The 12,903-nt window shown below is 64.4% G+C and carries 15 protein-coding genes; 8 read left to right on the forward strand and 7 right to left on the reverse strand.

Annotated features, from left to right (window positions below):
* Positions 1-45 precede the first annotated feature (45 nt).
* Positions 46-519, reverse strand: a complete 474-nt coding sequence (locus tag AC1D0Z_RS01030; RefSeq protein WP_477656388.1) for a hypothetical protein — start codon at positions 517-519, stop codon at positions 46-48.
* 135 nt (positions 520-654) lie between these two features.
* On the reverse strand, positions 655-1,089 hold the full coding sequence (locus tag AC1D0Z_RS01035) for a hypothetical protein (RefSeq protein ID WP_477656389.1): 435 nt from the start codon (positions 1,087-1,089) through the stop codon (positions 655-657).
* A gap of 503 nt (positions 1,090-1,592) precedes the next feature.
* Between AC1D0Z_RS01035 and AC1D0Z_RS01040 the strand changes: the two genes are divergently transcribed.
* The 5 genes from AC1D0Z_RS01040 to AC1D0Z_RS01060 all read left to right on the forward strand — a co-directional run bounded on the left by AC1D0Z_RS01040 (position 1,593) and on the right by AC1D0Z_RS01060 (position 6,825).
* A complete protein-coding gene (locus AC1D0Z_RS01040) occupies positions 1,593-2,396 on the forward strand; it encodes an endonuclease/exonuclease/phosphatase family protein (RefSeq protein WP_477656403.1) in 804 nt (267 codons plus the stop codon).
* A 2-nt stretch (positions 2,397-2,398) separates the two neighbouring features.
* On the forward strand, positions 2,399-3,679 hold the full coding sequence (clsB, locus tag AC1D0Z_RS01045) for a cardiolipin synthase ClsB (RefSeq protein WP_477656390.1): 1,281 nt from the start codon (positions 2,399-2,401) through the stop codon (positions 3,677-3,679).
* Between the two features lie 7 nt (positions 3,680-3,686).
* On the forward strand, positions 3,687-4,727 hold the full coding sequence (locus AC1D0Z_RS01050) for a lysylphosphatidylglycerol synthase domain-containing protein (RefSeq protein WP_477656391.1): 1,041 nt from the start codon (positions 3,687-3,689) through the stop codon (positions 4,725-4,727).
* A gap of 309 nt (positions 4,728-5,036) precedes the next feature.
* Positions 5,037-6,008 carry a TIGR03915 family putative DNA repair protein gene (locus AC1D0Z_RS01055; protein WP_477656392.1) on the forward strand — a complete coding sequence of 324 codons (972 nt, stop codon included), beginning with the start codon at positions 5,037-5,039 and terminating at the stop codon, positions 6,006-6,008.
* Positions 6,009-6,111: 103 nt separating this feature from the next.
* Entirely contained in the window at positions 6,112-6,825 is a 714-nt protein-coding gene (locus AC1D0Z_RS01060) for a UdgX family uracil-DNA binding protein (RefSeq protein ID WP_477656393.1), read from the forward strand.
* Between the two features lie 47 nt (positions 6,826-6,872).
* Here AC1D0Z_RS01060 and AC1D0Z_RS01065 read toward each other — a convergent pair whose 3' ends face one another.
* The 5 genes from AC1D0Z_RS01065 to AC1D0Z_RS01085 form a co-directional block, all read right to left on the reverse strand.
* On the reverse strand, positions 6,873-7,544 hold the full coding sequence (locus tag AC1D0Z_RS01065; RefSeq protein ID WP_477656394.1) for a hypothetical protein: 672 nt from the start codon (positions 7,542-7,544) through the stop codon (positions 6,873-6,875).
* Positions 7,541-7,702 (reverse strand): hypothetical protein, encoded by a 162-nt coding sequence (locus AC1D0Z_RS01070; RefSeq protein ID WP_477656395.1) that lies wholly within the window; start codon positions 7,700-7,702, stop codon positions 7,541-7,543. Before AC1D0Z_RS01070 ends, AC1D0Z_RS01065 begins: the two co-directional genes overlap by 4 nt.
* 175 nt (positions 7,703-7,877) lie before the next feature.
* Positions 7,878-8,225, reverse strand: a complete 348-nt coding sequence (locus AC1D0Z_RS01075) for a hypothetical protein (protein ID WP_477656396.1) — start codon at positions 8,223-8,225, stop codon at positions 7,878-7,880.
* Positions 8,226-8,359: 134 nt separating this feature from the next.
* Positions 8,360-8,773, reverse strand: coding sequence for a PPC domain-containing DNA-binding protein (locus tag AC1D0Z_RS01080; protein ID WP_477656397.1), 414 nt, complete (start codon positions 8,771-8,773; stop codon positions 8,360-8,362).
* 634 nt (positions 8,774-9,407) lie between these two features.
* On the reverse strand, positions 9,408-10,568 hold the full coding sequence (locus tag AC1D0Z_RS01085) for a metallophosphoesterase (RefSeq protein ID WP_477656398.1): 1,161 nt from the start codon (positions 10,566-10,568) through the stop codon (positions 9,408-9,410).
* Between the two features lie 225 nt (positions 10,569-10,793).
* Between AC1D0Z_RS01085 and minC the strand changes: the two genes are divergently transcribed.
* The 3 genes from minC to minE are packed head-to-tail and all read left to right on the forward strand — an operon-like array spanning position 10,794 to position 12,729.
* Positions 10,794-11,594 carry a septum site-determining protein MinC gene (minC, locus tag AC1D0Z_RS01090; protein WP_477656399.1) on the forward strand — a complete coding sequence of 267 codons (801 nt, stop codon included), beginning with the start codon at positions 10,794-10,796 and terminating at the stop codon, positions 11,592-11,594.
* Between the two features lie 51 nt (positions 11,595-11,645).
* Positions 11,646-12,464, forward strand: coding sequence for a septum site-determining protein MinD (gene minD, locus AC1D0Z_RS01095; protein WP_477656400.1), 819 nt, complete (start codon positions 11,646-11,648; stop codon positions 12,462-12,464).
* Positions 12,465-12,468: 4 nt separating this feature from the next.
* Entirely contained in the window at positions 12,469-12,729 is a 261-nt protein-coding gene (gene minE, locus AC1D0Z_RS01100) for a cell division topological specificity factor MinE (RefSeq protein ID WP_477656401.1), read from the forward strand.
* Positions 12,730-12,903 lie beyond the last annotated feature (174 nt).

Genomic DNA, 12,903 nt, shown 5'->3' on the forward strand with positions numbered 1-12,903 from the left:
TGAAATCAGCGGGCCGGCTACATGCGGCCCCGCTTGCAATCAGGCTTACCTGCTGCTGCCGCCGACGGCCGCGTCACCCTGGACACTGCCCTGGACACGGGCGCTGCCGGCCGCGTTGTCCAGCTTGTTGTAGGTGCGCTTGGCGCCGCTCTTCACGGCATTGCCGGTGCGGGCTACCGCCCGGCCTGTGCTGCGGGCGGTGTTGTCCACTGCGGCCGCAGCACGGCTGCCTGCAGAGCTGTCACCCTGGACAGAGCCCGAGACATTGGCATTGGTACCAACTCCCGCCCTGCTGCCGGAAGACGTGGATGAAGGCCCGCTGGAGTCCGAAACGCCGGCTGCCGCATTCGCGCGGACACCGGCATCAATGTTGGTGTTCTGGCCGGCCGAGACGCCGACGCCCACACCCGTGCCTACGCCCACTCCGAGACCCTGCGCAAAGGCACCGGCGGAGCCGAACAACGCAGCTGCCGTCAACGCAGCGGCCGCAGGAATGGAACGCATAAAGTACTTGGACATATCAAACTCCTTTTTTAGGCGAGGGCCACGCGAAGCGGCCCTCAAACCAGGCTGCATGAGGCCAGGCTGGCCTCTTCGCTGCAGTTGAAGAACGGCGCAAAAAAACATCACACCGTTCTTTGCATCGCCCGGAAATTACCGGGACGTACCCGTGGTGCCGGCACCGCCGGCCGTACCTGCGGCGCCGGTACCGGCACCCACAGAACCGGACGAACCAGCCGAGCCGGCCGTTGTGCCCGAGTTACCGCCGGTGTTGTTGGCCGATGGGCCGCCAGCCGTTCCATTCGCGTCGCTTGACGAGCTGTTCGTGCTGCTGCTATTGCTCTTGCGTGCAGCACGTTTTGCAGCCTTGGCCTGCTTCTTGTCAGCCTTGGCGGCCTGCTTGTCGGCCTTGGCGGCGTCACGCTGCTCAGGGGTTTTAGCCATTGCACCTGTGGGCACCGAGCCCGAGCTGTCGCTGGGTTTCCCCGTTGGGTCGGTCTGCGCATGCGCGGCAGCGCCAAACATCAGGGCAGCCGTCATGGCTGCTGCCAGTGAAATGCTTTTCATGGAGGAGGGTTTGTTGAACATGGGAATGGTTCCTTGGGTTGAGCTCGTAGGCTGGGTTGAAAAAAACACGCCTGCCGCTTCATGAAGCATGAGGGCCAGCGTTGAATTCAATCTAAGGCGCCTGGTTCAACTGCTTTATCGGAGAGGCCCCCCGTGCCATGTAGGACACTGCGCCCGCGGGCTGTGGCCAAAGGCACGCCCAAAGCCTGCACCGGGGCCATTGGCTGCGCGAGTTCGCGCGTCTTTATTCTTATGTGTCCTCAAGCGTCCTTTGTGCGCCGCGCCCTGCCGCAAATAAGTTACTGTCCTACAGTCACACCCCGGGCGCAGAATAACAATGGGTGCCAAGGCCTGTCCTGCGCCCTTTCCGCCTGCCTGTCTGGGCCTACTCGCTTATCTCTCCTATGCCCACTTCCATATCCGAATTCACTTCGCCATCGCCTTCTTCAGCTTCGCGCCGCGGGCCCGACGCCCTGTCTGTCGCGGTACCCACCCGCGTTCCCGAGGCTACGAATCCGATCGACATGGACGCCGTCGAGGCCGATACGCAGGCGGCGCTTGCAGCGGTCAGCGCCGAATCGTCGTTCTCGTTCAAGGTGCTCACGGTCAACATCCACAAGGGCTTTACGTTTTTCAACCGCAAATTCATCCTGCCCGAGCTGCGCGAAGCGGTGCGCGGCGTCGGTGCCGACGTGGTGTTCCTGCAGGAAGTGACAGGCAACCACGTCAAGCACCAGGACAAGTTCGACAACTACCCCGAAACCCCGCACTACGAATTCCTGGCCGACACCATCTGGCCGCAGTTTGCTTACGGCCGCAACGCCGTTTACACCAACGGTCACCACGGCAATGCCGTGCTGTCCAAGTTCCCCATCGTGCGCTTTGAAAACCTCGACGTGTCCATCAGCGGGCCCGAGCGCCGCGGCCTGCTGCATTGCGAACTGCAGATGCCTGGCCGCAGCGTGAACGTACATGCCATCTGTGTGCACCTGGGCCTCATGGAGGCGCACCGGGAGCAGCAGATGGACATGCTCTGCGACCTGGTGCGCAACAACAKTCCGGCGCATGCACCCGTCGTGGTGGCTGGCGACTTCAACGACTGGCGGCACCGTGCCCATGCCCGGCTTGAAAAAGGCGCCGAACTGCGTGAAGTGTTTGTCCAGGCCAACGGCAAGGCGGCGCGCACCTTCCCCGCCCGCCTGCCCCTGCTGCGGCTGGACCGCATCTATGTGCGCAACGCCATCGGCCACGCGCCGGTCGTGCTGCCCCTGCGGCCCTGGTCGCATTTGTCAGATCACGCGCCCCTGGCGGCAGAAATCGAGCTCTGAACATGAGTCGTTGGGTAAGCGGCAACCAGTTCCACCTGCTTGAAAACGGCGAGGAATTTTTCCCGCGCGTCTTTGAGTGCATTGCTGCCGCCAAGCGCGAGGTGGTGGTGGAAACCTTCATCCTGTTTGAAGACAAAGTGGGTGAGGAGCTGCACGCAGCCCTGCACCAGGCGGCGCGGCGCGGCGTGCAGATTGACCTGACGATTGACGGCTACGGCTCGCCGRACCYGTCGCCGGAATTCATTTCGACGCTGACACGCGCCGGTGTGCGGGTGCACGTGTTTGACCCGGGGCCCAGGCTGTGGGGCTGGCGTACCAACCTGTTTCGCCGCATGCACCGCAAGATCGTGGTGGTTGACGGCGAACGTGCGTTTGTCGGCGGCATCAATTATTCGGCCGACCACCTGGCCGACTTCGGCCCGCAGGCCAAGCAGGACTATGCCGTCGAGATTGAAGGCCCGATCGTGGCCGACATCCACCGCTTTGTGCGCAAGGCACTGGCGGCGGGCCAGCGCAATGCCGGCGCCAGCGGCGAGCCGCCTCCCGGACTGCGCGAACGGTTTTCCGAGCGCGCCCGTTCCATGGCCGGCTCGTGGCGCCAGGACGATGTGCCGCCGCCGGCCGGCAACGCCGCGGCGCTTTTTGTCACGCGCGACAACCGCAAGCACACCAACGACATCGAGCGCCACTACCGGGCCGCCATTCGCACGGCGCGCCACCGCGTCGTGATCGCCAACGCCTATTTCTTCCCCGGCTACCGGCTGATCCAGGAAATGCGCAGGGCAGCGCGGCGCGGCGTGGCGGTGCAGCTCATCCTGCAGGGTGAGCCTGACATGGCGATTGTCAAGACCGCCGCCAGCATGCTGTACCACCACCTGCTGGATGCGGGGGTGCAGATCTTCGAATACTGCGAACGGCCGCTGCACGGCAAGGTCGCGGTGGTGGACGATGAGTGGGCCACTGTAGGCTCCAGCAACCTCGACCCGCTGAGCCTGTCGCTCAACCTGGAGGCCAACGTCGTCATTCGCGACCGCGCCTTCAACGAAGACCTGGCCGCGCGGCTGGACCACCTGATCCAGAACCACTGCAAACGGATTGAGCGCCACGACCTGGTCGAGTCCACCTGGTGGCGCAGCGTGCGCAGCTACTTTGTCTTTCACCTGCTCCGCCGCTACCCGGCCTGGGCCGGCTGGCTGCCGGCACACGCACCGCGCATAACGCCCGCCGAAGCAGGCGTGCCCCCGGACCGCGAGCCGCCGCCGGGCCAGGCCAAACCTGTGTGAGTACGTGATGGCCGAAAGCCGCACCTTGCCCACGCCTCATGCCACCCGACCGCCGGGCGAAGCGCGCCGGGGAAAACCCCAAACAGCCCAAACCGCCACACCGGCAAAAAAAGCCTGGTGGCCATGGCTCCGGCGCGGTGCCACCATTGCATTTTTTGGGCTCATCGCCAGCCTGCTCGTCTCGCAGGCCCGCAACATCGAATGGTCCGAAGTCCTTACCGCGCTGGAGGATTACCCCCTGACCGCCGCCTGGGGCGCCGTGCTGCTGGCCGCGGCCAGCTTCACGCTTTACAGCACATTCGACCTGCTGGGCCGGCACTACACCCGCCACCCGCTGCGCGCTCCCACCGTGATGGCGGTGACCTTCGTCAGCTACGCCTTCAACCTCAACCTCGGATCTTTGGTAGGGGGTGTGGCTTTCCGCTACCGCCTTTACTCCCGGCTGGGCCTGGGCAACGGGGCCATCACCCGCATCATGTCGCTGAGCATGCTGACCAACTGGATGGGCTACCTGCTGCTGGCCGGCGCCGTGTTTGCGTTGCAGCCGCCCACCCTGCCGCAGGACTGGCCCCTCACCACCACGTCGCTGCGCCTGATCGGCGCGGTGCTGCTGGTGGTTGTCGCCGGCTACCTCGGCATTTGCGCGTTTTCCCGCCGGCGCGTGCTGCGGCTGCGCGGCCATGAGGTGGTGTTGCCCTCCGTGCGGCTGGCCGGCTTGCAGCTGCTGATGGGCGCCAGCAACTGGCTCATCATGTCGGGTATTATTTTTATCCTGTTTCAGCATCGCATCGAGTTTTCCGCCGTCGTCAGCGTGCTGCTGCTGGCGGCCGTGGCCGGCGTGATCACCCACGTGCCGGCCGGCCTCGGCGTGCTGGAGGCCGTGTTTGTCGCCCTGCTGTCGCACGAGATGCCGCAGTACGAGCTGCTGGCCGCGCTGGTGGCTTACCGCGTGATCTATTACCTGGTGCCGCTGACTGTGGCTGTTGTGGCCTATCTCGTCATGGAAACCCACGCCAAAAAGCTGCGCCGGGCCCACAAAAAGCGCTGAACAGCACTTCATTCAGGTCAAAAACCCGGCGCCGCGGCACGTTTGCCGCTGTTGCCGTCCGCCGCGCTCTTTTGGGCTGTTTTCTGGCCGGTTTAGGCGACAAAGCCACAAAGAGCCACAAAGGGCCGGGAATTTAAACCCTTCCTTCACACCTGAATCACCAAAACACTGTATATTAATACAGTGATTTCAGGCTTTCTGTCCTGGCAATGCGCCGCCCGCACCCAGGAAGTCGGCTCGTTTACCTACACCCGCAGCGGTGGCCGCCGCCGCACCATGGGTGCTTGAACGTGAAGAAAGGATGTGTCCATGGGCGTGATGAATGACCTGCTGACGAACGACCTCTTTCCACAAGCCATGCTGCCTGTCACGCTGCAGGGCCAGACAGACCTGGAAGGCTTTCGCCGTGCCGCGCGCGGCATGCTGGCACAGAACATCCTGCCCGGCCAGGTCAGCTGGCATTGCAGCGCCAAGCCCGCTGAAGGCCTGCCACCCGCCGGCACAGCGCAGGGGCCCGCACCCAGCGACGCGCCCACCGTCGCTGTCCCACCCGAATTTCTTGCGCTGTGCCAGGCCGTCATCCTGCACAGCAACCCGCAGCGCTTCAGCCTGCTCTACCGCCTGCTGTGGCGCCTGGTGCACGAGCCCGAACTGCGGCACAACCAGCTCGACGCCGACATGGCGCTGGCCCGGCAGATGGCCGAAGAGGTGCGCCATGACATGCAGAAAATGAAAGCCCAGCTGCGCTTTCATTCGGTACAGGACGACACCTTCAAAACCCGCCCGCAAGGCGGCCCGCTGCATGTGGCCTGGTTCAAGCCCGAGCACCACATTGTTGAAGCGGTGGCGCCGCTGTTTGCCCGCCGCTTCGCCCACATGCGCTGGGCCATCCTCACACCCGAATGCAGCGTCGAAGCCGATTACCTGGGCCCGCAAAACGCCAGCCATGGCCGGCATGCCGGCCAGGCCGACGCAGGGCCCGCCACGGTAAAACCCCACGAGGCTTTGGCCGCGGTGCGCTTTCGCCCCGGCGCCGGCAAAATCGCCGCGCCGCCCGAAGATGCCGGTGAGCAGCACTGGCTCACGTTCTATGAGCAGGTCTTTCACCCCGACCGCCTGCGCCGCCGCATGATGCAAAAAGAGCAGCCCAGGCACAACCGCAAAAGCCGGCCACGGGGCACACCAGGCGCTTCCGCAGGGGCACGCAAAAGCCATGCAGGCAGGGGCGCGGCAGGCGCATCAGGCCCCGGCCAGCCTCCGAAGCAATCGCTGTCAATTTAGCAGCCGCATAAGTCGCGTAAGCCACATACGCCGCTTTTGACCGTGTTGATGGAGCGATTGAAGGGCCATTTCGCAGGACACCCTTGAACTCAGGTTTTTGAAGATGAGAGGCACAACGTTTCGGCGTGATGAACGCTTCCTCCCGGCCACGGCGCAAATCAGCAAGTCCCCCCATGCCGCCAGGCCCACCGGGCCCGATGAATCCGTAGAGCCCGCACCTCAGGTCGTTGCCGAAGCGGTGCGCTCACACACAGCACTCAAGCGCGCCACCAACCGCTGCCGCGAGTGTCCCATCGGCGAGCACGCCACGCAGTCCGTTTGCGGCGAAGGTCCGCGCAAGGCGCAGGTCATGCTGGTGGGTGAACAGCCGGGCGACCAGGAAGACCTGGCCGGCAAGCCCTTTGTGGGGCCAGCGGGCCACTTGCTGGACCGCGCGCTGTCTGAACTCGGCATCGCCCGCGACAAGGTATTTGTATCCAACGCCGTCAAGCACTTCAAATTCGAGCTGCGCGGCAAAAGGCGCATTCACAAAAGCCCGACCCAGCGCGAGATCGCCGCCTGCTCGCACTGGCTGGAAGACGAGATCGCCATGGTGCAGCCCCAGTTGCTGGTCGCCCTGGGCGCCACGGCAGCCCGCTCCCTGATGGGCAAAGCCGTGCCGGTGATGGCCAACCGCGGCCAGATCCTCGCGCGCGAAGACGGCCGCAAGGTGCTGATCACCCTGCACCCCTCCGCGCTGCTGCGTGTGTTGCCACCGGACCGCGAAGGCGCCTGGCGCGCGTGGCTGCACGACCTTTCGCGCATCAACCCCCAGTGAGCCCGGTACTTGGGTTACGGCCCCACCGCGTGCCCCACCGAGTGTCTTTATCGCGTGCTGTCGCGCGGGTCCGGCGTGCCCGGCACAGTGGCCGGCCGGATGGTCGAATCCCGCGGGTCGGCCGGCGTGGGCTGCTGTGCAGGCCCGCTGATGATGCCGCGGCGCGCCGGGTTGCGGTTCAACGGGTTGTCCAGCGGTGTTGCGGCATTCGTGCCGCTCCCATCGGTGCCCAGGGCCGCCCCGGTTCCGCTTCCGGTATTGGTGTTGGTCCCGCCGGTTCCGGTGCCCGTGTTGGTGTTGGTGACACCCGTGCCGGTATTGCTGCCGTTGATATTGGTGCCGCCGGTGCCCGTCCCCGTGTTGGTATTGGTCGTGGTGGTACCGGTGCCGTTGGCATTGCCGGTGGTCGTACCTATGGTGCCCGTCCCCGTGCCGCCGCCTGTGCCGGTGATGCCCGTTCCGGTGTTGTTGCCGTTGATGCTGGTGGCTCCGGTACCGGTGCCCGTGTTGGTGTTCGTGCCCGTGGTGCCGGTAATACCGGTATTGCCTGTTGCACCCATGGTGCCGCTTGCGCCGGTTCCGGCGGTGGCGCCCGTGCCGCTGCCCATGGTCTGCGCAGCCACAGTCGAAAGGCCCAGCACGGCCACCAGCAAAGCAGACAGATACACCTGAGGCGCCGGCGAACCACGGCGGTGTGATGAAGTGGTTAAAGCTTTCATGAGAACTCTCCTGCGTTGGGGCTGAACACCGCGCGTGCATGCTGCTGCGGCAGCAGTGTCAGCCGTGGTTTGAAATCACCGGTGGAAGGCGTGGCGCTACCGCAGCGCCCGCACCCAGAACCGGTATCGACTTCATTCCAATCTACGCGTGGCAGCATGTCCCCATCGCCGCCCTTAGGCCCATACCGCTGTGCGAAGAAACCTACACGGAGGCCCGCACGGGAGCTGGCAAAAGCACGTCTACTATTAATTTAATAGCTGCTTGCGCGCGCCGTTATTGGGCTGCAGCGCTTTTATACGAAGCAACACGCCGCAACAAAAACCCGGCGGGATTCAAGGCGCGGCAGGCACCGGGCGCGTTGCCGTGGCACCCCGTGGCTGGGTGGCACCCGGCGACGGCAATACCGTGTCGCGGCTGTCGCCGCCCGGCGGCGTTACCGGCCGCACGGTCGAGTCACGCGGATCCGCAGGCGGGGGCGGCGCCTCGGGTGCGGATGCGCGGCGGGCCGGGTTGCGGTTCAGCGGATTCCGCAAAGGCGCCGCCGGTGCTGCGTCGGGTACTGCAGCCGGCTGCGTGATTTGGGAGGTCTGGGCCACAGCCGGAACGCCCGCGAGAACCGCCAGGGCCACCGCAAGCGCAATGCCCGGCAGGGCGGGAATGAATGGTTGCTGTTGTTGCATGACAAGTGCCTCCTTGTTCAGGGTGATGTTGCGTTGCCGTTGCGGCTGTGCTGCTGAGCTATAGCCTGCACGGCGTTCACACCACTCTACGCCTGTCCTTCACGTCCGTCATCGCCGGGCGCCAACGCCACCGTTCAGAGAGCGGGCCGCGCCACCAGCTCCTTGAACCCGGTCCCGGCGTCATGCTCACGCGCAAACATCCAGCCCTGCAACGGCATCAGCACAATCTCAGCCGTGGTCCGCACCACACAGCCCGGCATCACATGGCCGCCACACATCTCTCCCTGCGCATTCGCCACACTGGCATGCAGGTGCGCGCCGTCCGGGCTCAACGTGCCCGACAGCGTGATCAGCTCCAGCGGCTCTACCAGCACGGTTCCCTTCGGCTCGGCTGCGTAGCGCAACACGGCGCGGGAGAGGCTTCCCACGGCGGAGATGACGCAGGCTGCGGTGGTGTTGTGTTGGGCCTGCAACTGGGCGAATGCTGCGTCCAGGGCGGTTCGCAGGTCGTCGCCCGGGTTGAGGCGGAGGGTTAGGGTTTGGGGCATGGTTTAGGGTAGACGATGTGGGGGTTGTTGTTCAAGTGGTGTGCTTTTTGCKGAGTKYTGCTGGCCGGGGGTTGCCCGGCATGCAACTCACTTTCTTTTGCTTCGCCAAAAGAAAGTAAGCAAAGAAAAGGCGACCCTGGTTCCTGCGTCCCTACGCTTCGCTGCGGGCAACCTGCGGTGCTCGGTCCAGCCGGGGTCAAAAACAACTCGCCTGCGGCTCAAACAAGTTTTTGCCCTGATCCGTCTGGCCCTGCGCTCCTCGGCGCATCCACAAGGGGGTGGGGAGGGAATACCAAAACCGAACACCGAAGAATCCAGGACACGCCGTGGCGTGTCCTTGTTGGGTATTGGTCTTGGTACCCGAATTCGGACTTCCCCGTCCTGGCTGGGCCGAGCAGCGCAGACGGAGGCGGAAGGCCGGGCCGCAGTTGTTTGAGCCGAAGGCGAGTTCTGCGGACCGCCGCCGGAGTCGAGCAGCGCAGGTTGCCCCGTAGCGCAGCGAAGGGGACCCAGACTGCGGGTCGCCTTTTCTTTGGTGACTTTCTTTTGGCGAAGCAAAAGAAAGTTACTTGCCGCCGGGCAACCCCCGGCCAACAACCCTCAGCAAAGTGCGCTCCCATCAAATCAACACAGCCTACCCCCCAACCAACCTCAAAAAAGTAATCTCCGAAGGCGCCCCAAACCGTTTGGGCGGCCCCCAGTACCCCGTCCCGCGGCTCGTATAAACCCACAGGTTCTGCAGCTTGTGCAAGCCCGCCGTAAACGGCTGCTGAAACCGCACAAACAAATTCCACGGATAAAACTGCCCGCCATGCGTATGGCCCGACAGCTGCAGGTCAAACCCCGCCTTGGCCGCAGCGGCCGCGCTGCGCGGCTGGTGCGCCAGCAGCACGCGCACAGCCTCCAGCGGGGCGCCGCGAAGGGCAAGCTCCGGGTCACTGCGATGGGCCACGTCGAAATGGCCTGCGCTGTAGTCGGTCACCCCCGCCAGCACCAGCGGCGTGGCGTCCTGGCCCGCAGCAAGAAGCGGCGGGCGGATCACCACATGCTGGTTCAGCAGCACCGTCAGGCCCAGGCGCCGCAGCTCATCGATCCACGCATGCGCGCCCGAGTAGTACTCGTGGTTGCCCGTCACAAAATACGTGCCGTGACGCGACTGCAGCTCCGCCAGCGGCGCCACATGCGAGGCCAGCTCGCTCACTTTGCCGTCCACCAGGTCGCCGGTGATGGCCACCACATCGGCGTTCAGCGCATTGACCTTGGCGACAATGCGGCGCAAATACGCCTGCTTGATGGTCGGCCCCACATGGATGTCGCTGATCTGTGCCAACGTAAACCCCTGCAGCGCGGCGGGCAGGCCCTTGATGGGCACATCCACCTTCACCACGGCCGCCGTGCGGCGTGCATTCAGAAAACCCAGCACGGTGACCAGTACGCCCAGCAGCGGCACCGCCTCGGCCGACACCGTGCGCAGCCACGCCATCGGCAGGTGGCCGGGCGCCACCGCATCGGCCAACCACAGCAACAGCAGGGCCACATCACGCGCCAGCGTCAACACCAGCAGCGATGAAAAGAGGCCCATGAACAGCAGGCCCACCCAGGTCAGCACGTCGGCCAAAGGCTGTTTGGCGACCCGGCCGGCCATCAGCCCCAGCGGCATGGCCAGGGCCGACACCAACAGCACCGCGGCAAACAGCCATTGCCCTGCGGGATACGCCCCCAGCCCGGGTAGAAGGCGTGCACCAATGTAAACATGGAGCAGCGCGGTTACAAGCGCCAGGGGCAGGAAGTTCATGAAATGTCCAGGGTAATGACGAAGGCAAGGGCGGGTAATGAGCCCTGCACATGGGTACGCGCCGCGCGCATTCAATGCCAGGGGCCGCCACAAATCGCCGGCCCGCGTTTCATACGCTCACAAGTGCGACAAAGCGTGCGGGCGAATCAGCCGCTTCGCACGCTACCCTCGGCCATCTTTCTTCGCCCTCATTTTCCGCACCGGTCGCCCGTTGTCCTTTCGCCCATGACTGTTGCCCTACAGGCCACCACCCCCGCCACCTTCGAAATCAAAAGCGCCAACCTGCCCCTGGTGGCTTTGCTGCTCAAGTCCACCGACCTCGTCGCCCTGGCGCAAGAGCTGCAGGCCCGGTTTGGCGACATCCCGGATTTTTTTGACCAGGACGCGCTGATGATCGACCTCTCGCCGCTGCAGTCCGCCGCCGTGCGCAGCGGCCGCGCGGTGGGCGACATCGACTTCCCCGCCCTCATCACCCTGCTGGGTAGCTACCAGCTGGTGCCGATTTCTGTGAAAGGCGGCAACCCCGCGCAAATGGCCGCGGCGCTGCAGGCCGGGCTGCTGCCCGTGCCCGATGCGCACCTGCTGCCTGACCGCCCCGCTGCGGCAGCGCCGGCGCAGCAACAACAGCCACCACAGCCCGCCATCGTGGCAGCACCCCCCGCCGCGCCGCTGGGCGCCCTCGTGGTCGACAAGCCCCTGCGCTCAGGCCAGCAGGTGTATGCGCGCGGCCGCGACCTGGTGGTGCTGGCCATGGTCAACGCCGGCGCCGAAGTCATTGCCGACGGCCACATCCATGTGTATGCGCCGCTGCGCGGCAAGGCCATGGCCGGCGCGCGCGGCAATATCGAGGCACGCATCTTTTCGCTGGCGCTGGAGGCCGAACTGATTTCAATTGCCGGCGTGTACCGCACCGCGGAGCACCCGCTGCCCGAGGGCCTGGCGGGCCAGCCCACACAGGTGCGGCTGGTGCCCGGCGAAGAGGGCCAGGAAGGTGACCGGCTCGTCATGAATGTCTTGGCCGCTTAGCAATATGGCCCCCGCTGAAATATCTCTCGCATTCAAAAGGACTTTTATCTGATGGCAAAAATCATTGTGGTCACCTCCGGCAAGGGCGGCGTGGGCAAAACCACCACCAGTGCCAGCTTTGCAACCGGCCTCGCCTTGCGCGGGCATAAAACTGCGGTTATCGACTTCGACGTCGGCCTGCGCAACCTCGACCTCATCATGGGCTGCGAACGCCGCGTGGTGTATGACCTCATCAACGTCATCCAGGGCGAAGCCACGCTCAACCAGGCGCTCATTAAAGACAAGCAGTGCCACAACCTTTTTGTGCTGGCCGCCTCGCAAACCCGCGACAAGGACGCCCTCACCAAAGCCGGGGTGGAGAAAGTGCTCAAAGATCTGGGCGAGATGGACTTCGAATACATCGTCTGCGACTCCCCCGCCGGCATTGAAACCGGCGCGCTCATGGCCATGCACTTTGCCGACGAAGCCCTCATCGTCACCAACCCTGAAGTGTCTTCGGTACGCGACTCCGACCGCATCCTCGGCATGCTCTCCAGCAAGACCAAACGCGCCATCGACGGCGGCGACCCGATCAAGGAACATCTGCTCATCACGCGCTACAACCCCGGCCGCGTCGACCAGGGGCAGATGCTCTCGCTCGAAGACATCAAGGACATCCTGCGCATCAAGCTCATCGGCGTGATTCCCGAATCCGAATCGGTGCTGCAGGCTTCCAATCAGGGCGTGCCGGCGGTGCACATGCAGGGCAGCGACGTGTCGGAAGCCTACAAGGACGTGGTCGACCGCTTCCTCGGCGACAAGGACAAACCCATGCGTTTCATCGACGCACAAAAACCAGGCCTCTTCAAACGCTGGTTCGGGGGGAAATAAGACGATGGCGTCCTTTTTGTCCTTCCTGCTCGGCGAGAAGAAAAAAACCGCCAATGTCGCCAAGGAGCGGCTGCAGATCATCCTGGCGCACGAGCGCACCGACCGAAGCCCCAAGCCCAACTATTTGCCGGCGCTGCAGCGCGACCTGATCGCGGTGATCGCGAAATACATTCCCATCAATCCTGAGCACATCAAGCTGCACCTGGAGCGGCAGGACAACCTGGATGTGTTGGAGGTGAAGATTGAGTTGCCTGACAAGAAGTGAGGCTGCCGGTGTTTTTAGGGTGTGATCTTTGCTGAGGTTGCTGGCCGGGGGTTGCCCGGCGGCAAGTAACTTTCTTTTGCTTCGCCAAAAGAAAGTCACCAAAGAAAAGGCGACCCGCAGTCTGGGTCCCTGCGCTTCGCTTCGGGCAACCTGCGCTGCTCGACTCCGGCGGCG

It is taken from the genome of Polaromonas sp. P1_E3, assembly GCF_056405935.1.